Here is a 20,849-nt window from a genome sequence, read left to right as displayed (position 1 = left end):
CTAGCGGGGCCGACGTGTCGTCTCGGCCTCCAGCAGGTGCTCGACCTGCGGCTCCCCCTCGGCGAGCGCCCGCGCGTCATCGAGGAGCTGCCGGTCGTACTCGGTCATGCGCTCCTCGTGCTGGCTCAGGTGCTCGCTCCAGGACCCGACCCGGAAGGCCTCCACCAGCACGTCCGGGTCCTCTCGGTCGGAGTAGAGACTCCAGTCCCGTGCGCCGGTGCGGCGCCGGGAGCGACCGACGAAACGCATCCGGGTCTCGAACTCGTCCCGGCGCTCGGGCGGGACGGTGTAGCGGATCAGCACGAGCACCGGAGCGTCCGCGGCGTCGTCCGGGCCCTCCTCGCCCTGCACCATCGGGATGTCGGTGAGCGGCATCGGGACGATCGCCCGGCCCTTGTCACGGGTGTCGATCGCGGGGCGGAGCGCGCCGACGATCCCCAGCAGGACGAGCAGGACGCCGCAGACCGCCAGCACGGGCACGACCCCGGCCCAGCCGGCCAGCACCCCGGTGACGGCGGCGCCGACCGCCGTCGAGCCGAAGAGCACGAGCTGGTAGATCGACAGCCCGCGGGTCCGCACCCAGACCGGGAGGAACGACTGCACCGTCCCGTTGATCGTCGCGATCACGCCGATCCAGGCGAACCCGGCCACCACGAGCACCAGGAGGACGAGCCAGAGGTTCGCGAGCAGAGCGAGTGCGAGCGTGCACAGCCCGAAGACGCCGGACGACGCGGCCACGATCGCTCCCGTCCTGAACCGTGCGCGCAGCGGCGGGAGCAGGAACGCGCCCGCGACGGACCCGACGCCGAGCGAGGCGAGCAGCAGGCCGTAGCCTCCCGCGTTCAGGTGCAACTCCGCGCTGGCCAGCACAGGGAGCAGCGCCCACAGACCGTTCGCCGGGAGCAGGAACAGCGCGAGCCGCAGGTACAGGTCTCGGATCGCACCCGCGTTCCGCACATAGCGGAGGCCGGCACGGGTGGCGTCCAGGAAGCGCTCCGGACGGCCGTGCTTCGGCGCGTAACCGCGCCAGGCGACCAGCGCCACCAGGAAGACCAGGAAGGAGAGCGCGTTGGCGACGAACACCGCGGTCACGCCGAGCTGCGCCACCAGAAGTCCCGCGAGGGCGGGCCCGATGGCGCGGGCGACGTTGACGCCGACCGAGGACAGCACGGCCGCGTCCGCGATCATCGGCGCGGGCACCACCTCCGGCACCACCGCCTGGTAGGCGGGGAGCTGCACCGCCGAGCATGCCCCGAGCAGGAAGGTCAGTGCGAGCAGCAGCGCGGGCGTGGTGGCGCCCGCCCAGGTCAGCCAGGCCAGCCCGAGCACGATGACGAACTGCGCCGCCTGCACCACGATGAGCAGCGTCCGCCGGTTGAAGAACTCGCCGATCACCCCGGCCGGGAGGGCCAGCAGCAGCACGGGCGCTGCGGCGGCTGTCTGCACGAGCGCGACGACGGAGGCCGGGCTGCCGTGCTCGACCAGGAGCCACTGCGCTCCGACGGTCTGCATCCAGCTCCCGATGTTGCTGACCAGGCCCGCGATCCACAGCAACCGGAAGACGCGGACCCCCAGCGGGGCGAGCGCGGAGGTCATGGCGGGGTCCTCCAACCGACGACGGGATGGGAGGATGTCCGTGTCGAGCTCCTCCTGGTATGAACCGTAGATGCCGCGCGAGCCCTCGGGATAGACCTCGAGGCCTGCGCGGCGCGCACCCATTACACTCCGGAGGATGACCGCACGGATCGCCAACGTCACCTTCCACGCCGCCGACCCGGCGGCGCTCGCCCGCTTCTGGGCCGCCGTCATGGGCTACCCGGAGCCGGAGTGGCTGACACCGGAGGAGGAGGCCGAGCTCCGCGCCGCCGGCCTGACCGACGACGACCTCGCCGCCCGGGCGGTGGCCTGGGACGAGGACCCGGCCCACCAGCGCTTCTACTTCACCCGCTACGACCACGAGAAGCGCCAGCGCAACCGGATGCACATCGACATCACCCCCTCCGCCGACCGCCACGCGACGCGGGAAGAGGTGGAGGCCGAGGCCGCCCGGCTCGTCGGCCTGGGTGCGACGGTGGAGCAGGTGCTCGACGGGTCGTGGGGGCCGTACGAGGAGTTCGCCATCATGATGCGCGATCCGGAGGGGAATGAGTTCTGTCTGCAGTGAGTGCCGTCACCGGTCCTTGAAATAGCGGAAGAGCTGCTTTTCGCTCATCGCGGCCGTCCCCACCACCACACCGACCAGCGCTCCCGCCACCCCTGCCAGCGGGATGCTCGCCAATGACTGGAACACGGCGACGCTGTCGCCCGGCCCGACGGTCGAGGCCACGGCGACGACGAACCCCATCCCGATCGCCCCGGCCGACGCCGCCCACGCTCCGCCTTCGAGGAGGTTGAGGGCGAAGAGGTCGCTTCTGGCCACACCACCGTGGAGGGCCGACGCCTGCTGGAGCCTCCTCGACCGGACACTGACGAGACCGAGGCCGGCGGCGATCGTCGCCCCCGCCGGCGTCGCGACCCGGGTAAGACGCTCGGCGAACGCAGAGCTTCCCTCGAACAGGGCGCCGAGCGACGAGTTGAGCTGCGAGACCTGCGGCTTCCGTTCGTCGGCGCCGTCCGACGGGATCACGGTGGCGAGCAGGAGGCTCCGGAGGTTCGGGAGCTGCGGCCAGGCCTGCGCCCAGCACTCGTCGTACTCCCCGGCCTGGTTCGTGACCGCGAGGATCGCATAGCCGAAACCCGCACGTCGCCCGTCGGACGGATAGTCGTAGGTCGCGGCGATCGGCATCGGGCCCGAGTCCGAGGCGACGACCTCCCCGGCCGAGACACCGAGCGTCTCGGCCAACTCGTCGGGGACGAGGACCCCGGCGGGGAGCTCGGTCCGATCCGCGAGGATGCCGACGAAGCCGGGCGACACCTCGTAGAGCGGTACGGGGGCGTCGGGGAGGGCGGCGATGGTGATCTTGCTCGCCGACGACCGCAACGCTCCGGAAGCCGTGACTCCGGGGAGCCTCGACACCGCTTCGCACGCCTCTCCGTCCACGCGACCCTCCGCGACGAGCGTCTCCGTCGCCGCTCCGGACGAGCGGAATCTCTCCGCGGAGGCGATGAGGCCCGAGGTCGTCATCCCGTCGATGAGCACCAGGGACCCGAGCGCGACGCCGAGCAGCACGCTCAGGAGAGCGAAGCGTGCGGTCCCTGTCGCGATGTTGCGGCCGGCCTCCCGGCACAGACTGGAGAACCTCACCCGGCGCCCCTCTCCTGTGGTTTGCCCCATCCCTCCGGGGAGCCCAGGTCGAGGAGCCCCGTGCACGCATCGCGTGTCCGTGCGTCATGCGTCGCCACGATCACGATCGTCTGCGGATCGGCGACTGCCGAGATCGCGGCGTCGACGCGCTCCGCGGTGCGCCGATCGAGCTGAGCGGTCGGCTCATCGATGAGGAGGAGGCTCGGCCGGGATGCCAGGCCGCGAGCCAGCATGAGCCGCTGCGACTCGCCACCGGACAGCTCGCCGAACCTCCGATCCGCAACCGACTCCAGATCGAAACGCGTCAGGTACTCCCGCGCCTGCCGCTCGGCAGACGCGATCGACTCGCCGCGGGCGATGATGGGCAGCACGACGTGGTCGAGCGCCGTCCGCCGCGGCGACCCGAACGGGTTCTGGAAGACCCAGCTCACCGTGCCGATGCCGACGAGCTGAACGGCCCCCTCCGCCGGGCGGCTCCGTCCGCCGAGCAGCGAGAGCAGTGTGCTCTTCCCCGAACCGGACGGCCCCGTCAACGCGTAGACCTCTCCCGCACGGAACTCGAAGCTGAGCCCCCTGAACAACCAGTCACCGGATCGACCGAACCGGTGGCCCACCCGGTCGAGCGCTACGAGCACGAGGGGCGTCGCGATTCCGAGAGCTGCACGGTGTCCGGCCGCTCCCCACCGTCGAACAGCACGTAGGTCTGGCCGAGCTGCGACCCCACGATGGTGACGCGGAGTGCCTTCTGCCCCGTAGCGACGCACCCCTCCTGTCCCGTGATGGAGTGGACGGCCGCGGGCGGAACGATGCCCACATCGACGGGGGATGCGAGGGCGAGTGTGCCGCGAAGAGTCCCTCCGGCATCCGCGCCCGTCTCGCTCATCGCTGTGTTCCTCTGGCGAACGACCGACGGGGCGGCCCCCAGCGCGCCGAGGGCCGTCGGATCCGACACGCTCAACGAATCGTCGACAGGGACCGTGATCGCGTCGACCGTGAGTGTCCGTTGGCCGGGAACGACGCCGGCATTCGGCTCGTCCGCCGAAACGCGGGTGATCGCCCCCGCAACGGAGGCGAGCGCGGCGCGCGCCTCCACCGTTTCGCCGATCGACACCGTGCACTCTCCGACCGTCACCGATTTGCTCGGCAACCAGACGATCCGGGCGGCCTCCACGGCACCCGTCTCGTACGCAGCATCTCCCGCGCGTTCGAACAGGCGGGCGACGGCGTCGAGCGTCCGTTTCCCGACCGTTCCGTCCCGTGTCACCGGATAGCCGAGACGCGCGAGCTCCTTCTGGAGAGCCCGGACGTCGTCGCCGTTGTCGCCCGCCCTCAGATCGCGCCAGAGGGGTGGCGCCGTCGCGAGAGCCACCAGGGGGCGGCCGTCGATCGCCGCAATCACCGATCCGGACTCGATGACGGCGCCGGGTGAGCACGCGGAGGAGGTGACGCGACCGCCGACCCCCGACTCCAGTCGCGAATCCTCTGCGGACTCGATCCGGAGGCTCACCGTGCGCTGATCGAAGAACTCCCGGTACGAGACGGTGGCCGCGCCGGCGGGCTTCGGCGGCGCGAGGGAGCTGGGCGGCTCCGCTCCCCACCACAACCAGGCTGCGGTCGCCCCTGACGCGAAGAGAACGGTGGCGGCGACGGCGATGACGAGGAACCGCGGCAGGACGCCCGACCTCATCGCTTCTGGCCCTCCAGAAGTCCCAACGGGTCCGTATCGCATTCCTGCATCGCCTTTTCGCCACGGGTGGAGTCCGTGAACGGATACGCTCTCGTCGGCGTATCCCGGGCGTAGTCGCTCGCCGAGTACGTCTGCGGAACGACCTTCTTCTTCACGAGGCAGGCCACGGTGATGGTGGCTTCATCGAGATTCTGCGGGTTGCGCTGCATCGCGAAGTAGAGGGAGCCGACGGTGTCCAGCCCGCTGCTGGCTGAGCACTCATCCGCGATTCCATTGGCCTCTGCTGTGGTCGTCCCGGGCCCGGGGGTGAACCCGTATCCCCCGGCCGGTCCGAATCCACCGAAAGCGACATTCCGATCGCGCAGGCAGGCCACGAAGCCGTTCTCCATCTCGGCGAACTCCGCATCGGAGATCCGCCCGTCGGCCAGCGCGTTCCTTTCGAAGTCCGTCGTCGCGCGTCGAACGGCATCCGCGATCTCACTCTCCCAGCCGGCTCCCGCAGGTGCCGGCCGATCGGGTTGTTCGCCCGATGTTTCACCCGGCACGGAACAGCCGGCGAGGAGCAGAGCTGAGGCGATCAGAATCCCGATACGTGAGGTGAGTCTTGTCATGGCGGCTTTCAGCGACGAAAGGGTGGGGTGGCCCCTGCCACCCCACCCTCCCGGTCCTAGTAGTTGTAGTAGTACCAAGTGTTCCCGGTCACGGTCCACGCGACCGAGGAGTACGACCACGAGCCCCTCCCTGCGTCGGAAGACCGCAGGCAGGTGTAGGAATTGCAAGCCGTGGAGCGGTGCGTCTTCGATCCGTGGTGGTAGTTCGACCACGTCTTCCCGGAGTTGCCGTAGTCCCACGTGCCGCCCTCGGGGTAGCTCGTGTACGCGTTCGCCGGGGCCGCTGCGAGCGCCGCCCCGATCGTCAGGGCCCCCGCCGCGAGGACCGTCGAAACAACTTTGTTCGTGACTTTCACAATCGCTATCCTTTCGTTACACGTGACATTGTCGATTTCAATGCCACGATCACCATACCCGCGCCGACGCGAGCGGGCGCGGGCGCCCCGGAGCCCCCTGGCCCCGCGCCGCCCCCGCGGCTACCGTGGCGGCATGACCCCGTCGTCGAAGTCCGAGGTGTTCCTGGAGGCCGGCGGCCACGACGTCCGCATCTCGAACCCGGACAAGGTCGTCTTCCCGAAGCCCGGGCTCACCAAGCTCGACCTCGCCCGGTACTACCTTTCCGTCGCGGACGGGGCGCTGCGCGGCGCAGGCGGGCGGCCGATGGTGCTGAAGCGGTTCGTGAAGGGGCTCACGCAGGAGCCGTTCTTCCAGAAGCGCGTGCCGGAGGGACATCCCGACTTCATCGACACCGCGACCCTCCACTATGCCCGCGGGACCTCCGCCGAGGAGGCCGTGCTGCGGGACGCCGCCGGGCTCGCGTGGGTGTCCAACCTCGGCTGCCTCGACCTGAACCCGCACGCCGTCCGGGCGGAGGACCTCGACCATCCCGACGAGTTGCGCGTCGACCTGGACCCGATGCCGGGGGTCGACTGGTCGCAGATCGTGGACGTGGCCTTCGTCGCGCGGGAAGTACTCGAGGATCACGGGCTCGTCGGCTGGCCGAAGACAAGCGGCTCGCGCGGCCTCCACATCCTCGTCCGCATCGCGCCGGAGTGGGGGTTCGCCGACGTGCGGCTCGCGGCCGAGACGCTCGCGCGGGAGGTCGAGAACCGGGCGCCCGGGCTCGCGACGGCGCGCTGGTGGAAGGAAGAGCGCGGCGAGAGCGTCTTCGTGGACTTCAACCAGAACGCCAAGGATCGCACCGTGGCCTCCGCCTACTCGATCCGGCCGCTGCCGGACGCGCGCGTCTCCACCCCGCTCGACTGGGACGAGGTACGCGAGCGCCGGCCTGAGGAGTTCACGGTGCTGACCGTGCCCGCGCGATTCGCGGAGGTCGGCGACCCGCACGACGGGATCGACGACGCCGCGGGATCGCTGGGCGCCCTGCTCGCGCTGGCGAAGCGGCTCGGCCCGGCCGAGAAGCCGCCGCGGGCCGGCGACGGCGCTGGGCGCCGGGTCTCGCAGATGCCGCTCATCGAGGTGGCGCGCACCAAGACCAAGCCGGAGGCGCTGGCGGCGCTCGAGCAGTGGAAGTCGGCGCACCCGGAGGTCGCGGGCGCGCTGCACCCGGCCGACGAGCTGGTGGACGGGATGCGCGGGTCGAGCTCGCAGTGGTACCGGGTGCGGATCAACCTCCAGCACGTGCGGGAGGCCGACCGGCCGGAGCAGGGCGCGCTCGTGGCCGACTACGACCCGTGGGCCGGGCGGGAGTGGCCGGGGAGGCCCTGACGCTCAATCAATACGGGGCGGTCGGTCGATACGGCGCGATCGGTCATTCAAGCGCGGGCGTTCTCGACGTACTCTGAGCCCATGAAGCGCAGTTGGCCGTTCCTCGTCCCCGGCATCATCCTCGCCGCGATCGGTCTGGTGTGGACGCTGCAGGGCACCGACGTGCTCGGCGGGTCCGTGATGAGCGGGTCCTCCTTCTGGGGGATCGTCGGCGTGGTCCTGCTGGTGGTGGGGCTGGCGCTGATCGTGATCGGGATCGTGCGGAGCCGTCCCCGGCGCACCGGGTGAGCCGTGAACGACTAGCGCAACTGAGCGAGCCCGGTCAGGTCTTGGAGCTCCCACGTGTTGCCGTCGGGGTCGCTGAAGGACGCGAACTTCACGCCGCCCATCTCCCGGATGTCGCTGACCTCGGCGCCACGGGAGACGAGCTCCTCTCGCACCGCGGAGATGTCGTCGACGACCAGGTGGAGTCCGTTCACCGTGCTCCCGCCCGGTGCGCCGTTCCCCATCCCGGTGCCGAACGCGATCGAGCACGCCGAGCCGGGCGGGGTGAGCTGGACGATCCGCATCCCGTTGCCCGGCTGCACGTCATGGTCGAGGACGAAGCCGATCGTGTCCGTGTAGAACGCCTTGCTGCGGTCGACGTCGGAGACCGGGAGCGGGATGAGCTCCAGCCGCATCTCCATCAGGCGACCGCGGCGGTCAACCGTCGGAGCACCTCCGTCGTGAGCTTGTCGAGCGACTGGTGCATGCCCGCGTACGCGAACACCGACATCAGGCTGCGGGACCATCCGCTCTCGGTGATCGTGAGCTCGGTGAGCCCGTCGACGTCGGCGAACTCCACGACCGTGCGGATGTTCTGCGTGAAGCCCTCGGGGAGCTGGTCGTCGGGCAGCGGCACGCCCTCCTCGTCGGTGATGCTCTGCGTGAACTCGAGCCGCTCCTCCGGCACGATCGCGGTGTAGACGCCGCCGGTGAAGCTCTCGGCGCCGCCCTGGTACTCCGGCGCGCGCATGCTGAACACGTAGGAGCCGCCCTCCCGGAGGTCGACCTGCGCGGACGGCGAGGTGTAGTCCTCCGGCCCCCACCACTCGGTGACCAGCTCGGGGTCGGTCCACAGCCGCCACACGGTGGCGACCGGTGCGTTCAGGATGCGCCGCACCACGATGTCCGTCGTCTCGTTCGTCATGAGTGCTCTCCCCTGTCTCGTGTCTTCTCGATGTGCGCGGCCAGCTTGTCCATCCGCGCGGCCCACTGCCTGGCGCGGTCGGCCAGCCAGCCCTCCACCCCGGCGAGCGCCGAGGCGTCCAGCCGGTAGACGCGCTGCTGCGCCCGCTTCTCGACGGTCACCAGGCCCGCCTCGCGCAGCACCTTCAGGTGCTGGGAGATGGCGGACGCGCTGCTCGGGAACTCCGCACCGATCTCCCCCGCGGCCAGCTCGCCGTGCCGGGCGAGCAGGTCGACGATGGCCGCCCTGGTGGGGTCGGCCAGCGCGGCGAAGGCGGTGGTGGGGGTGGTCATGGGTCGATAATACAGCGATGGCTTAATTAAGACAATACCGAAGTACGGGGCACTGCGTTCAGTACGGCTGCACCTCGAGCTCGGTGGCGAACGTGCGGAACCGGTCGCGATCGGAGTGCATCGTCCAGAGCAGATCGGCCAGGACCTCCGGGTCCTTCTGGCCGTCGCCGCGGATGATCCCGCCCGGGATGATGAGCTGCGCGACGTGGATGTCCGTGTCCCGCAGCGCCTGGTCGAGCATCTCCGCGTACGCCGTCTCACCCGCGAACGCGATCGACGTGCCCGCGAAGTGCTGCACCGGCTGGACGGCGCTGCCGCCGTTGACGAAGAGGATCGTTCCGCGGCCGAGGACGCGCATCCCCTGGAGCACCTGGTGCACCGCCGCGACCGGCCCGAGCACCGAGAACTCGAACGCGGCCCGGATGTCGTACACGGTCGACTCCAGCACCGGTCGCAGGAAGTCCTTCGCCGGCAGCGGGTTGTAGCTGAGCACCTCGATCGGGCCGAGCTCCTGCGCGGCGAGGTCGAGCGCCGTCACGAGCGCCTCGGGATCGCGCACGTTGGCGGCGAACCCTTTCGCGGTGATGCCGTCTGCGGCGAGGTCGGCCGCGAGGGCGTCGAGCCGCTCCTGGCTGCGGGAGATGAGCGCGACGCTGAAGCCTTCACGCCCGAAGCGCCGGGCGAGGGACTCGCCGAGCTGACGGCCTGCACCGATGATCGCCAGAGTAGTCATGCGACTACGCTACCCGGGACGTCGCGCCTGATAGTCCGCACACGAACGGCCCCGTTCCCCCTCCCGGTAAGAATCCGTCAAGAAATCGCGGGGAGGGTGAACCGTGGGGGTCACTCGACAGAAAGTGGCGGAGCGGGATTCATGAGTTCGTTGATGCGCAGGGTGCGTACTCTGCGCGCTCCCGCCCTGGAGTCGCCGGTCATCGCACGCGGCCGCGCGACGCGGCGAGCGCTGCTGCGCCCCTACGCCATGAGCGACCTCCACGACTGGACCGCCATCGAAGAGGATGCGACTGTCCGCGAGGCGCTCGGCTGGCCGACCAGGGACGCGGCCGAGGCCGTCGAGCACCTCCGTGCCAGGACCCACCACACGGTCCTCCGTCACGTCGGGGACCTCCTCGTGCTGGCGGCCGAGTACCAGGGCCACGTCGTCGGCGACGTGTCGCTGCACCTGCGGACGATCGCTCCGGCCACCCGGTCCGTCGAGATCGGCTGGCTCCTGCGTTCGGGCTTCCGCGGGCACGGTCTTGCGACGGAGGCTGCCGACGCGATCCTCGGCGTCGCCTTCGAGGAGGCCGGGGCGACCCTCGTCGTGGCGGTCGTCTCCAGCGCCAACGCGTCGTCGGCGAAGCTGGCGCTGCGGCTGGGGTTCCGGCTGGCCGCCTTCCGCGGCGACGCGACCACGTTCGTCCTGTCCCGGGAGGACTACGCCGACCGATCGCGACTCACCACGGAGCGGCGGCCGGGCGAAGGGAGCGCGGAGTAGTGGCGGCCGCTCTCGTCACCGCCCGGGCGACCGCCCCGGCCCGAACGGCCGCGCCGCCCTTGCAGGCCCGGCGCCACCTCATCACCCTCCTGCTCCTCCTCGGGTCCACCGCGATCCTCTACAGCTGGAATCTGGCGACGAGCGGGTACTCCGACTACTACTCCACCGCCGCGAAGAGCATGTCGCTGAGCTGGAAGGCGTTCTTCTTCGGCGCGTTCGATCCGCAGGCCACGATCACCCTGGACAAGCTCTCCGGCTTCCTCATCCCGCAGGCGCTGTCGGCGCGGATGTTCGGGTTCAGCTCCTGGTCGCTCGCCCTCCCGCAGGTGCTGGAGGGCCTGGTGACCGTCGCCGCCGCCTACTACGTCTTCCTCCGCTGGAGCGGATGGCTCGGCGCGCTGGTGGGCGCGCTGACGCTCGCGACGGCCCCGCTCATGGTGTCGATGTTCTCCCACGGGATGGAGGACGCCATGCTGACGATGTTCACGACGCTCGCGCTGGCCGCCTGGCAGCGCTCGGTCGACACCGGCCGCCCGGGATGGCTGCTCGCCACTGGGGCCATGGTCGGCCTCGGATTCCAGGCGAAGATGGGCGAGGCGTGGCTGGTGCTCCCTGCGCTGTTCGTCGCGTACCTCTGGCTGAGCGGCCGGCCGCTGCGCGCGAAGCTCCGCGATGTGTTCTGGAGCGCGGTCGTCACGATCGTCGTCTCGTTCTCCTGGATGACGGCGATGGCCCTCGTCCCGTCGTCCCAGCGTCCCTACGTCGACGGCACGACGGACAACAATGTCTTCGCGATGGTCCTGGGCTACAACGGCGTCGACCGCTTCGTGCGGAACCTCATCCCCGGCTCCCTCCCGGGCGATCCGCTGTACCACCCGGTCGGCAACGCCGCGATCGTCGGGTCCGTGCCCGGGCCGATCGGCCACACGCCGATCAAGTTCCTGCTCCCGCAGTACGCCACCCAGATCGGCTGGCTGTTCCCCCTCGCCGCCGCGGGCCTCATCCTCGGCATCGTGGCGCTGCGGGGGGAGCGTCGGCGGACGGGATCGCCGCAGCGCGGCGGGCTCCGGGCCGGAATCATCATGTGCTCGGCGCTGCTGGTCACCGTCGGGGCCGTGCTGAGCGGGATGAGCCTCCCGCACACGGCGTACCTCACGGCCCTGATGGTGCCCGTCGCGGGCCTCGCCGGGATCGGGGCCGTGCTGCTCGTGCGCACCTTCCGCGAGAGCTCCGCGATCCGGTTCGCCCTTCCGGCGGTGCTCGCCGTCCAGACGCTCTGGTGCCTGTACCTCCTGAACAGCTTCCCCGAGTTCGCGGCCCCGCTGACGGCGCCGGTCGCGGTGCTCGGCCTGGGAGGCGCGGCACTGCTCGCGGTCGTCGCGCTCCGCGGGGGTGGAGCACGCCTGCCCGTGGCCGTCGCCGCCGCTGTCGCCGTGGCCGGGGCGCTGCTGACGCCGGCGGCCTGGACGCTCTCGACGCTCGACCCCACGTACGCCGGGACGGCGGACGACGCCTACGGCGGCCCCCAGGTCGCCGTCGTCGCTGCGCGAAAACTCGTCCGCCAGTCCGCCTACGGAATCGGGCTGGACTCCAACGTCGGAGTGCAACCCACCGAGACGATCGAAGCGTCCGCGTTCGACTACGCGAGCCGGGAGAGCGGCGCGGGCAGCAGGTGGGCGCTCGCCACCGACTCGTGGCGGAGCGCGGCGCCGCTGATCCTGCGCGGGCAGTCGCGCGTGCTTCCCATCGGCGGGTACACCTCCCGCATCCCCTCACCCACGGCTCAGGCCCTGCGCGAGTTCGTCGCCGTCGGGAGTCTGGGGTTCGTCCTCCTGACCCCGGGCGCAGCGAAGACCGGTGTCTACAACCCCAACCTCAGCGCGATCACCGACTGGGTCCAAGGCCGGTGCCACCTGGTGGACCAGCAGCGCTACCTCCCCGGCAGCCTGAGACTCGCTGGCGCTCGCGACCTGCAGGAACGCCTGTACGACTGCCGGCCGGCCGGCTGACGCTCGTCGGATCCGCCCTCCCTCACCTGGGCACCACCTGAGCGAAGCCTCCCGGAAGCCTGCGATCGGCTTGACCCTGCCACGGCCGCGTCTACCGTGTCACGGCATCACTCGCGTCCCGCGGCGGAGACCCCTACTCCGCACCGCATGGCGCATAGGAAGGTACCGATGTCGTTACTGAAGAAGCTGCTCGTCGCCGCCACCGCGGCGGCCCTCGGGTCGTTGGCGATCGCCCTGCCCGCCCAGGCGGACACCGTCTCCGTCTCGCCCCCCGGCGCCAACGACTGGTCGTGCGTACCGTCCGCCGCCCACCCCTACCCGGTGATCCTGGTGCCGGGGACGTTCGAGAGCATGGCGAAGAACTGGTCCGCCATGTCCCCCGTGCTCAAGCAGGCGGGCTACTGCGTGTTCGCCCTGGACTACGGGCAGTACAACGGCGTGGACGCGTCCGGCCCGATCGCCCAGTCCGCCCAGCAGCTCTCGCCGTTCGTGGACGCCGTGCTGGCCTCCACGAAGGCCAAGCAGGTCGACCTGGTCGGTCACAGCCAGGGCGGCATGATGCCGCGCTACTACCTGGGCTTCCTCGGCGGGGCCGCGAAGGTGCATCAGCTCATCGGGATCGCGCCCTCCAACCACGGCACCCACGGCGTCATCGTCCCGGGACCGGACGGGCTGCCGGCGCTCACCAGCGCGGACCCGTCCGCGTGCCCGGCGTGCGCCGACCAGACCGCGGGCTCGGCGTTCCTGCAGAAGCTGAACTCGATCGGCGACACCGTGAGGGGACCGAGCTACACCGTGATCTCGACCACCCACGACGAGGTGGTGACGCCGTACCAGAGCCAGGCCCTGAGCGGCTCGCCGACGCAGGTCACCAACACCGTCATCCAGGACAAGTGCCCGGCCGACCCGATCGAGCACGACCAGTCCCCCAACGACCCGGTCGTGCAGCAGCTCGTGCTGGAGGCGCTCAGCGTGCCGAACGGCCCCGCCGACCCGGCCTACCAGCCGAACTGCGCCGGCTGACCGGAGTCTGACGCTTCGTCACAGCGGCATGCCTGCGCCGGTCTCCACGAAGCGGCGCAGGCTGCCGACGACGAAGTAGTCCCACCCCGCGGAGCAGGCGTCGTAGCACTCCTTCGCCGGCGTGAGGCCCTCGTGGGTGAAGGTCAGGCGCGTCCCGTCGCCGGACGGCTGGAGGTCGAACACGATCCGCGTGCCGGTCCACGGGTCGGGCTCGTCCACGAAGCCGAGTTCGCTGTCGATCACGTCCCAGACGATGCGGCGCCCCGGATCGAACACGGTGACGCGCTGCGTGCTGTCGTGGAGGTCGCGGTAGCGGTAGGTGAACTCGTCCCCCACCCGCTCCGCCTCGCCTGTGACGTCGCCGAGCCACCAGCGGCCGACGTCCGCGATTGCGGCGGAGACCTCGCCCGGACTGCGGTCGAGGTCGATCGTGGTGGTGTAGTCGGTGGCGGTCTGTGTGGTCATGGTGCTCTCCGTTCTGTGCGCGGATCGTCGACCCGCTGTTGTCGATTCACCGGGGTAGACGCCGGCAGGCGCGAGAACTGGTCACGCGTTCCTCGACCAGTTCTCGGCGTCCCCGGTGTCGACACAAGGGAGGCGGACGACCAGAATCGGATCGCCGGGAGATGAGGGACGATGGACGACCAGCTGCTCCACGCCGCGCTCGGCGGCGACCGCGCCGCGTTCGACGCACTGACCGCGCCGCACCGCCGCGAGCTGCACGTGCACTGCTACCGGATGCTCGGCTCGGTGCAGGACGCGGAGGACGCCGTGCAGGACACCCTGCTGAGCGCCTGGCTGGGCTTGCCTGGATTCGAGGGCCGGTCGTCGTTGCGGACCTGGCTCTACCGGATCGCGACGAACCGGTGCCTCAACGTGCTCCGCGCCGGACGCCGCAGGCCGGTCGAGGCGGACTCCCCCGTCGCCCGGCCCACCGCGCTCGGCGAGGTGTCCTGGCTGGAGCCGTACCCCGACTCGCTGCTCGACGGCCTCCCCGACGACGCCCCTGGCCCGGAGGCGCAGTACGAGTCGCGGGAGGCGGTCACGCTCGCGTTCACGCGCGCCCTCCAGTTGCTGCCGCCCTCCCAACGGGCCGCGCTCGTCCTCCGCGACGTGCTCGGCTACCCCGCGTCGGAGGCCGCCGACCTCCTCGGCGTGACGGTCGACTCCCTCAACGGCGCACTGAAACGCGCTCGCGCGACACTCGCGGACGCCCCGCCCGCCGTCGACCCGATCGACCCCGACCCGGAGCTCCTGGAGCGCTTCGTGACCGCGTTCACGTCCGGCGCGGTCGAAGACCTGGTCGCCCTGATGTCGGACGACGTCTGGGTGCGGATGCCGCCACTCCCGTTCGAGTACCGCGGGCCCGACGCGGCGGCGGCGTTCTTCGGCCCGATGACCGACCACCGCCGCACGATCGAGCGGATGGTGCCGACCGGCGCCAACGGGCAGCCGGCGTGGGGCGAGTACGTGCGCGACCCGGTGTCGGGCGACCTCCACCTGGTGGGGGTGCTGGTGATCGGGCTGGTCGGCTGCCGGGTGGCGGAGGTGACGCACTTCGAGCCGGGGGCCGGCGCGTGGCTGGGGTTGCCGCGGCGGTTGGCGGGGTGAGGGGACGGCTCCCGAGCCTTAGCGGGCGCGACCGAGCGAGAGCCACGAGCTCCGGTCCGGACGCCGGGAGCCGAGGATCGCCGCGCCGAGGGCGCCGCCCAGGTCGCCCAGCTCGGACACCCGCACCGGCGGGGGCGCGACGTAGGTCGTGACCTCGCTGAGCCGGGCGCGGAGCGCTGCGCCGAACGCCGGATAGTACGTCGCAGCGCTGCCGCCGAGGATGACGCACGCCGAGCGGTGCACCGTCAGCAGGTCCAGGAGACCGTCGCCGATCCCGCTCCCGTAGTCGTCGAACATCGCGGTCGCGGACTGGTCTCCGGCGAGCGCACGATCGTAGACCGCCACGATGTCCTGCTGGCCTCCGGAGGGCCGCGAGAGGAGCGCGCTCGCCGACCGCTGGAGCGCCGTCCGCGAGCCCACCTGCTCCAGGCAGGCGGTGCGACCGCAGTAGCAGGGAGCGTTGCGTCCGGAGAGGCTGAGGTGGCCGGCCTCCGGGTGGACGCCGTCCGCGCCGCGGACAGGTTCGCCGTCGATGAGCGGCGCGACGCCGACGCCGGTTCCCAGGGTCAGCATCAGCACGCTGCGGAAGGGGCGCCCGGCTCCCACCGCGGCCTCCCCGATCGCGGCGGTCACCGCGTCGTTGTCGACGGCGACCGGTGCGTCGAAGGCGGCGCCGAGCGGCCCGGCGAGGTCGACGCCCGTGAACGCGGGCAGCGTGTCGGGGTTCCGGATGATCCCCTCCGCGTCGATGGGCCCGCTCGCGCCGATCCCGATCGAGCGGACGGCCGCAGGGCCGGCCAGCGATCCGACCCGCTCGGCGAGGAACGCGACCGCCGCGTCGCCGGGGAGGTCAGCGGGCGTCGGGACGACCAGCTGCGCCACGGTGTCCCCGAAGCCGTCGAGGGCCACGAGCCGCGTGCCCGTTCCGCCGAGGTCGATGCCGATGGCGAGCTCGCCGCCGGGCGGTGCCGATTCCGTGGCGCTCACAGCGTGGTCGTGACCTTGCTGCCGAACGCGAACGCGCCAGGCACGACGCCGTTCGCCCGCGCGAGGTCGACCGCGACGAGCTCCGCCACGACCGCGCCGGTCGCGAGCCGGGTCAGCGACGGCCCGTCGGGCATCCGCACGGTCGTCGCACCCTCCACCTGGAGGTCGCCGACCAGGACGACGTGGGCGCCGCTCTCCACGAGGTCCCCTGCGAGGCGGATTGTGCTCTGGTCGTCGTCCGACTCGTAGGCGCCGTAGAGGAAGGCCGTCATGCCGGGACCGGCGAGCTCGAACGGCCCATGCCGGAACTGACCGCCGACGTAGCCCTCGATCGCGACCTTGGACGACTCCTTGGTGATGAGACCGGCCAGCAGGGCGGTCGCCGCGTCGTCGCGCTTGGCGACCGCGGCGAGCCGGGGGCGCGCCGGGGACAGCGTCCGGGACGCGAGGTCGCTGTCGACTCCGCGGGCGAGCTGTGCTTCGACCGCGTCCGCCGCGGCTGCGATCTCCGCCTCCACGACGGCCGGGTCCTCCCCCGTGAGCACCGCTGCGAGGCGCCGGTGCACCGCGAGCGTGTTGAGGTAGCTCTTCGTGCTCACCGTGGCCTCGTCGCCGCTCAGGAGCGGGAGGTACACGTCGGACTGCAGTGCTAGGGGGCTCGCCGGGTCGGCCGCGATCCCCGCCAGGAGACCCGCGCGCAGCCGGCCGGCCTCCAGGCGGTCGAGGAGCTCGACGACCTCGCCGCTGGCGCCCGACTGGGAGGTGGCGACGAGAAGCGTGTCCGGGGTGAGCAGCTCCGGGGAGTCCAGCAGCTCGCCGGCGTCGATGCGCCAGGCGTCGAGCCCGGCGCGGACGGCGCTGCGCCAGGTCGGGATGCTCGCGAAGTGCGAGCTGCCCATGCCGGTGAACACGATCCGGTCCCAGCGGCGCGCGCCGAGGGCGGCGAGCTCCGGAACGGGGCCGGCTGCGGCGAGCCGGCGCAGGGCGGCGGGCTGCTCCAGGATGTCCTCTTCGAAGGGGGTGAGCGTCGTCATGGTCGGTCTCCTCAGCGTGCGTCAGCGATGGTGGCTGCGGCGTCGAGGACGCGCGCGCCGAGCATCCGGTTCGCGACGTTCACCCCGATCATCGCCGTGGGCAGGTTGATGTTGCCGCGCGTGATCGTCGGCATGATGGAGGCGTCCGCGACGTAGAGCCCGCTGATCCCGTGCACTGCGCCGTCGCTGCCGACGACGGCGAGCGGGTCGGACGCAGGGCCCATCTTGCAGGTGCCGGCCGGGTGGCAGTAGTTGACGATGTCGTCCAGCGGGTCGGCGTCGCCGACGCGCTCGCCGAGCACCTCGGCCAGCCCCGGCTGCGACACCATCGACTCCAGCAGGCCGAGGGCCTCCCGCAGCACGGTGCGGTCGTGACCCTCGGGGTCGGACCCGTAGCGGTGGTCGATCACGGGCTCCGCGATGTCGAGGTCGGGGCCGAGCGTGACGCTGCCCTCCGAGCGGGCGCGCATCGCCCCGCCGTAGAGCGTGATCGGCGGGAGGCCGGGGTGGCCACTGTTCGCTCCGGCGACCATGAACACGTGGATGTCGTAGGGCCCGTCGTCGCACACGCTCGACCGGGCGCGGCCGACCGTCTGCTCGTCCGGGTTCCAGTCGAGCGCCGCGAGCTCGTCCACCAGACCGGGCTGGCCGGCGAAGTCGAGCTGGACACACTCGTGGTCCAGGAGGTGTTTTCCGACGCCGGGCACATCGGCGACCACCGGGATGCCGAGCGCCGTCAGCTCCGCGGCGGGGCCGACGCCCGAGCGCAGCAGGAGGGCGGGCGAGTGGTACGCGCCCGCGGCGAGGACGACCCGACCCGCGTCGATGTGGGCGACGCCCGACGCGCTCGTGACGAACGCCCCGGTGACGCGGGCGCCGTCGAAGCTGAGGGCGGTGACGGTGACGCCGCCGGCGATGGTCAGGTTGGTCCGGTCGCGCACCGGGTCGAGGAAGGCGAACGCGCTGTTCCAGCGCACGCCGTCCGAGACGTTGACCGGCATCGGGCCGATGCCCTCCGCGGCCTCCAGGTCGTCGAGGTCGTCGGCGAATGGCAGGCCCGCGGCCACCCCGGCCTCCACGAACGCCCGCTGCGGCGGGGTGAGCTCCGGCATCGTGTAGCGGCGGACGCGGAACCGCTCCCGCACCGCGTCGAGCAGCGGAGCGACGTCGTCGGCCGACCAGCCCGGGTTGCCGAGGCCCGCCCACTCGTCGTACTCGAACCGGGCGCCGACCGACGCCGTGCAGCCGTTGTGGGCGGAGCAGCCGCCGATGATCCGGGCGCGCGGGAGGTCGAGGCTCCCCTCGCCCGACGAGCGTGCGGTGCGGAGGTCGTAGTCGTGCGACAGCGGGATCGAGCGCGCGTCGAGCATGTCCGACGGCCAGGCCTCCCGGTCGAACGCACCGTAGTCGGGGCCGGCCTCCACGAGGAGCACGGTCTCGTCGCTCTGGGCGGCCAGCGTGCCGGCGAATGCGGCGCCGCCGGTGCCGCCGCCGATGACGAGGGTGTCGACGCGGGTGGGGAGTGCGGAAGGAGTGGTGTTCATGGTGTTCCTTGGATCATGCGATCAGCAGCTCGGTGCCTGACACCGAGAGCTCGCGCTTCTGTTCGGAGGTGATCGCCGCGTCGGTGACGATGGCGGCGACCTGGTCGAGGCCGCAGATGCGGGCGAACGCCTCGCGGCCGAACTTGGAGGAGTCGACGGCCGCGATGGTCCGTCGGGAGGCGGCGAGGCTCGCGCGCTTGATGGCGGCGTCCTCGATGTTCCACTCGGTGAACCCGGCGGAGGCGTCGACGGCGGAGGCCGTCATCACGTAGAGGTCGTAGCGGAAGTTCTGCAGGGCGCGCTCCGCCTCCGAGCCGATGATGCTCGACTCGCCCGTCCGGATGAGGCCGCCGGGGATCATCACCCGGGTGGCGGACTCCGCGGAGAGGATGTCGGCGACGCGGAGGTTCAGAGCGCAGACGGTGATGTTGCGGCCCACGAGCTCCTCCGCGATGGCCAGGCCGGTCGTCCCGCCGTCGAGGATGACCGTCTGGCCGTCGAGCACCTGCTTGGCGACGGCGATGGCGATCTGCCGCTTCGACTCGCTGTTGGTGCGGGAGCGGAGGCCGAACGGCGGCTCGAAGCTGCCGCTCGCCGCCGGGGCGGCGCCGCCGTGGGTGCGGACGACCACTCCGGCGGCGGCGAGCTGGTTGAGGTCGCGGCGGATGGTCATCTCCGACACGTCGAACCGGGCGCTGAGCTCCGCGATCGTGGCCTCGCCGCGGCGGGCGAGCTGCTCGAGGATCTGCTGCTGGCGGGTTTCGGCGTTCATCGTGGCCTCCTGCTGTTCTGGTGTTCCGGTCCGGGATCAGTCAACCTCAGGCAGCTCCCCTGCACGTGCCATCCAGCCCCGATTCCCCGGACGGAGGTTGCGGCCGATCAGGATGGCGAGGCCGATGACCACATACAGCACGGCGATGAACGGCGCGAGCAGGACGGGGAAGGCCGGGAGCGGAACGATGCTGTAGTAGGCGATCAGCAGCAGGGCGACGGTCGAGACGATCGGGGCGACGACGTACGCCCAGACGTTGAACTCCTCCGGGTGGCGCCGGCGGAAGAACAGGAACGCGGCGACGTTCATCAGGATGAAGATCGGGATGTAGACGAAGGTCCCTGCGGTCCCGAGCAGGTTGAACAGGTTGTACGGGCCGAGCGGGAGTCCGACCGCGAGGCAGATCACGACCGCCACGATCGACTGCACGTAGACCGCGACGACCGGGGTGCGGTGCTTGCGCTGAACGGTCGCCAGCACGGACGGGAGCGCGCCGGTGCGGGCGATCCCGAAGATGGTGCGCGTGGCACTGGTGGTGCAGGCGATGCAGACACCGAGTCCGGAGTTGACCAGGGCGATCAGGATGATGATCGAGGCGCCGTCGAAGAGCCGATCGGCGAGGACGAACGCGGGAGCGGTCGGCGAGGACGCCAGCTTGGGGAGGTTGTCGGTTCCCCAGCCGATCTGCAGGCCCCACGCGGTGACGACGTAGAAGATGCCGATGAGGGTGAGGGACCCGATGATCGCCTTGGGGACGATGCGCTTGGGATCCCGGGACTCCTCCCCGACCGCCGCCGCGCTCTCGAAACCGGTGAACGCGAAGATCGACAGCACGATCGCGAGGAAGAATCCGGAGCCGTTCGTGATGTTGGCCGGGTTGAACCCGCTGAGGTTGACGCCGCCGGGGCCCGGCTTGATCAGTCCGGAGAGGGCGAGCCCGAGTCCGACGATCATCTCGAAGCAGGTCATCACGACCAGGAACTTGATGGAGATGACGATGCCGCGGTAGGCGCAGGCGAAGCAGACCGCGAGGATGGCCACGGCGTAGACCCACCACGGAACATCGAACCCGTACTTGCCCGACAACTCGTCCTGGAGGACGGCGCCGGTGAACGCGGCGAGCGCCGCCGGCACGACGGTCACCATGATCGCGTACAGCCATCCGGTCATGAACCCGGCCCGCGGGCCGATGCCCGCCGAGACGTAGGTGTAGAAGCCGCCGGCGGACGGGAGGTGCCGTGCCAGCCCCCGCATCGGCACCGCGATGATGAGGCAGACGAGGAAGGCCGCCAGGTAGGTCAGGGGCGCGGTGACGCCGGCCTGGCCGGTGGTGAAGGCGATCGTGTAGAAGATGCCGAGGGTCGGCGAGATCTGGGCGATGGACTGCATCAGGGTGCCGCCGAGCCCGATGGAGCCTCGGTTGAGCCCGGAGGGGAGCTCTGGCTCCTCCACCGACGAGGCTTCGTACTGGGTTGCTGACATTGCGCTCTCCTTTGAACCGGGTGCACCAACTGTAACACGCATGGTGTTCATTCGCACAAGTGTTTTGTTCGAGTTGGTGTTGGTTGTTCGGAGTGACG

The 20,849-nt window shown here is 71.1% G+C and carries 23 protein-coding genes; 7 read left to right on the top strand and 16 right to left on the bottom strand.

Translation table 11 applies throughout. The annotated features are described in order from the left end of the window. Entirely contained in the window at positions 1–1,596 is a 1,596-nt protein-coding gene (locus tag ACFQ9V_RS18950; protein ID WP_382460671.1) for an MFS transporter, read from the bottom strand. 136 nt (positions 1,597–1,732) lie between these two features. Between ACFQ9V_RS18950 and ACFQ9V_RS18945 the strand changes: the two genes are divergently transcribed. Then, the gene (locus tag ACFQ9V_RS18945) at positions 1,733–2,164 is read left to right on the top strand and encodes a VOC family protein (protein WP_382460670.1); all 432 of its coding nucleotides are present in this window, start codon (positions 1,733–1,735) and stop codon (positions 2,162–2,164) included. Between the two features lie 6 nt (positions 2,165–2,170). Here the strand turns inward: ACFQ9V_RS18945 and ACFQ9V_RS18940 are convergent, their stop codons facing one another. From ACFQ9V_RS18940 to ACFQ9V_RS18920, 5 genes are read right to left on the bottom strand one after another with little or no spacing between them, the layout of a single operon-like run. Continuing rightward, the gene (locus tag ACFQ9V_RS18940; RefSeq protein ID WP_382460669.1) at positions 2,171–3,244 is read right to left on the bottom strand and encodes a hypothetical protein; all 1,074 of its coding nucleotides are present in this window, start codon (positions 3,242–3,244) and stop codon (positions 2,171–2,173) included. Beyond that, positions 3,241–3,825: an ATP-binding cassette domain-containing protein gene (locus ACFQ9V_RS18935; protein WP_382460668.1), complete on the bottom strand. Its 585-nt coding sequence runs from the start codon at positions 3,823–3,825 to the stop codon at positions 3,241–3,243. The genes ACFQ9V_RS18940 and ACFQ9V_RS18935 overlap by 4 nt, the downstream gene beginning before the upstream one ends. Before the next feature lie 44 nt (positions 3,826–3,869). Next, the gene (locus ACFQ9V_RS18930) at positions 3,870–4,931 is read right to left on the bottom strand and encodes a peptidoglycan-binding protein (RefSeq protein ID WP_382460667.1); all 1,062 of its coding nucleotides are present in this window, start codon (positions 4,929–4,931) and stop codon (positions 3,870–3,872) included. Then, complete coding sequence (locus ACFQ9V_RS18925) at positions 4,928–5,542, bottom strand: hypothetical protein (protein ID WP_382460666.1); 615 nt, start codon at positions 5,540–5,542, stop codon at positions 4,928–4,930. The genes ACFQ9V_RS18930 and ACFQ9V_RS18925 overlap by 4 nt, the downstream gene beginning before the upstream one ends. Positions 5,543–5,598: 56 nt before the next feature. Further along, positions 5,599–5,898 carry a lactococcin 972 family bacteriocin gene (locus tag ACFQ9V_RS18920; protein WP_382460665.1) on the bottom strand — a complete coding sequence of 100 codons (300 nt, stop codon included), beginning with the start codon at positions 5,896–5,898 and terminating at the stop codon, positions 5,599–5,601. 133 nt (positions 5,899–6,031) lie between these two features. Here ACFQ9V_RS18920 and ACFQ9V_RS18915 point away from each other — a divergent pair, with 133 nt between their 5' ends. Together ACFQ9V_RS18915 and ACFQ9V_RS18910 are read left to right on the top strand one after the other, a co-directional pair. Further along, a complete protein-coding gene (locus ACFQ9V_RS18915; protein ID WP_382460664.1) occupies positions 6,032–7,270 on the top strand; it encodes a DNA polymerase domain-containing protein in 1,239 nt (412 codons plus the stop codon). A gap of 81 nt (positions 7,271–7,351) precedes the next feature. Then, on the top strand, positions 7,352–7,558 hold the full coding sequence (locus ACFQ9V_RS18910; RefSeq protein WP_382460663.1) for a hypothetical protein: 207 nt from the start codon (positions 7,352–7,354) through the stop codon (positions 7,556–7,558). A gap of 11 nt (positions 7,559–7,569) precedes the next feature. On the opposite strand, the gene ACFQ9V_RS18905 is transcribed toward ACFQ9V_RS18910, so the two are convergent. The 4 genes from ACFQ9V_RS18905 to ACFQ9V_RS18890 are packed head-to-tail and all read right to left on the bottom strand — an operon-like array spanning position 7,570 to position 9,524. After that, the gene (locus tag ACFQ9V_RS18905) at positions 7,570–7,950 is read right to left on the bottom strand and encodes a VOC family protein (RefSeq protein ID WP_382460662.1); all 381 of its coding nucleotides are present in this window, start codon (positions 7,948–7,950) and stop codon (positions 7,570–7,572) included. Positions 7,951–7,955: 5 nt separating this feature from the next. Next, the gene (locus tag ACFQ9V_RS18900; protein ID WP_382460661.1) at positions 7,956–8,459 is read right to left on the bottom strand and encodes an SRPBCC domain-containing protein; all 504 of its coding nucleotides are present in this window, start codon (positions 8,457–8,459) and stop codon (positions 7,956–7,958) included. Then, positions 8,456–8,791 carry a metalloregulator ArsR/SmtB family transcription factor gene (locus tag ACFQ9V_RS18895; protein ID WP_382460660.1) on the bottom strand — a complete coding sequence of 112 codons (336 nt, stop codon included), beginning with the start codon at positions 8,789–8,791 and terminating at the stop codon, positions 8,456–8,458. Before ACFQ9V_RS18895 ends, ACFQ9V_RS18900 begins: the two co-directional genes overlap by 4 nt. A gap of 58 nt (positions 8,792–8,849) precedes the next feature. Next, positions 8,850–9,524 (bottom strand): SDR family NAD(P)-dependent oxidoreductase, encoded by a 675-nt coding sequence (locus ACFQ9V_RS18890; protein ID WP_382460659.1) that lies wholly within the window; start codon positions 9,522–9,524, stop codon positions 8,850–8,852. Positions 9,525–9,665: 141 nt separating this feature from the next. On the opposite strand from ACFQ9V_RS18890, the gene ACFQ9V_RS18885 reads away from it, so the two are divergent. The 3 genes from ACFQ9V_RS18885 to ACFQ9V_RS18875 all read left to right on the top strand — a co-directional run bounded on the left by ACFQ9V_RS18885 (position 9,666) and on the right by ACFQ9V_RS18875 (position 13,321). Further along, on the top strand, positions 9,666–10,289 hold the full coding sequence (locus tag ACFQ9V_RS18885) for a GNAT family N-acetyltransferase (protein WP_382460658.1): 624 nt from the start codon (positions 9,666–9,668) through the stop codon (positions 10,287–10,289). Then, positions 10,289–12,298 carry an ArnT family glycosyltransferase gene (locus ACFQ9V_RS18880; RefSeq protein ID WP_382460657.1) on the top strand — a complete coding sequence of 670 codons (2,010 nt, stop codon included), beginning with the start codon at positions 10,289–10,291 and terminating at the stop codon, positions 12,296–12,298. Before ACFQ9V_RS18885 ends, ACFQ9V_RS18880 begins: the two co-directional genes overlap by 1 nt. Positions 12,299–12,466: 168 nt before the next feature. Then, the gene (locus tag ACFQ9V_RS18875) at positions 12,467–13,321 is read left to right on the top strand and encodes a lipase family alpha/beta hydrolase (RefSeq protein WP_382460656.1); all 855 of its coding nucleotides are present in this window, start codon (positions 12,467–12,469) and stop codon (positions 13,319–13,321) included. Positions 13,322–13,339: 18 nt separating this feature from the next. Here ACFQ9V_RS18875 and ACFQ9V_RS18870 read toward each other — a convergent pair whose 3' ends face one another. Further along, entirely contained in the window at positions 13,340–13,786 is a 447-nt protein-coding gene (locus ACFQ9V_RS18870; RefSeq protein WP_382460655.1) for an SRPBCC domain-containing protein, read from the bottom strand. 171 nt (positions 13,787–13,957) lie between these two features. Here ACFQ9V_RS18870 and ACFQ9V_RS18865 point away from each other — a divergent pair, with 171 nt between their 5' ends. Further along, positions 13,958–14,932 carry an RNA polymerase subunit sigma-70 gene (locus tag ACFQ9V_RS18865; RefSeq protein ID WP_382460654.1) on the top strand — a complete coding sequence of 325 codons (975 nt, stop codon included), beginning with the start codon at positions 13,958–13,960 and terminating at the stop codon, positions 14,930–14,932. 18 nt (positions 14,933–14,950) lie between these two features. Here ACFQ9V_RS18865 and ACFQ9V_RS18860 read toward each other — a convergent pair whose 3' ends face one another. The 5 genes from ACFQ9V_RS18860 to ACFQ9V_RS18840 are packed head-to-tail and all read right to left on the bottom strand — an operon-like array spanning position 14,951 to position 20,751. Beyond that, complete coding sequence (locus ACFQ9V_RS18860) at positions 14,951–15,919, bottom strand: ROK family protein (protein ID WP_382460653.1); 969 nt, start codon at positions 15,917–15,919, stop codon at positions 14,951–14,953. Further along, the gene (locus ACFQ9V_RS18855; RefSeq protein WP_382460652.1) at positions 15,916–16,953 is read right to left on the bottom strand and encodes an SIS domain-containing protein; all 1,038 of its coding nucleotides are present in this window, start codon (positions 16,951–16,953) and stop codon (positions 15,916–15,918) included. Before ACFQ9V_RS18855 ends, ACFQ9V_RS18860 begins: the two co-directional genes overlap by 4 nt. An 11-nt stretch (positions 16,954–16,964) precedes the next feature. Continuing rightward, on the bottom strand, positions 16,965–18,497 hold the full coding sequence (locus tag ACFQ9V_RS18850; protein WP_382460651.1) for a GMC family oxidoreductase: 1,533 nt from the start codon (positions 18,495–18,497) through the stop codon (positions 16,965–16,967). 13 nt (positions 18,498–18,510) lie between these two features. Further along, positions 18,511–19,269 (bottom strand): DeoR/GlpR family DNA-binding transcription regulator, encoded by a 759-nt coding sequence (locus ACFQ9V_RS18845; RefSeq protein WP_382460650.1) that lies wholly within the window; start codon positions 19,267–19,269, stop codon positions 18,511–18,513. 36 nt (positions 19,270–19,305) lie between these two features. After that, positions 19,306–20,751, bottom strand: coding sequence for an APC family permease (locus tag ACFQ9V_RS18840; protein ID WP_382460649.1), 1,446 nt, complete (start codon positions 20,749–20,751; stop codon positions 19,306–19,308). Between the last annotated feature and the right edge of the window lie 98 nt (positions 20,752–20,849).

It is taken from the genome of Leifsonia sp. NPDC056665 (genome assembly GCF_042791795.1).
Classification (GTDB): Bacteria; Actinomycetota; Actinomycetes; order Actinomycetales; family Microbacteriaceae; genus Leifsonia.
Note: the sequence above shows the minus strand (reverse complement) of the source record. Positions and strands in the feature narration are given on the sequence as shown.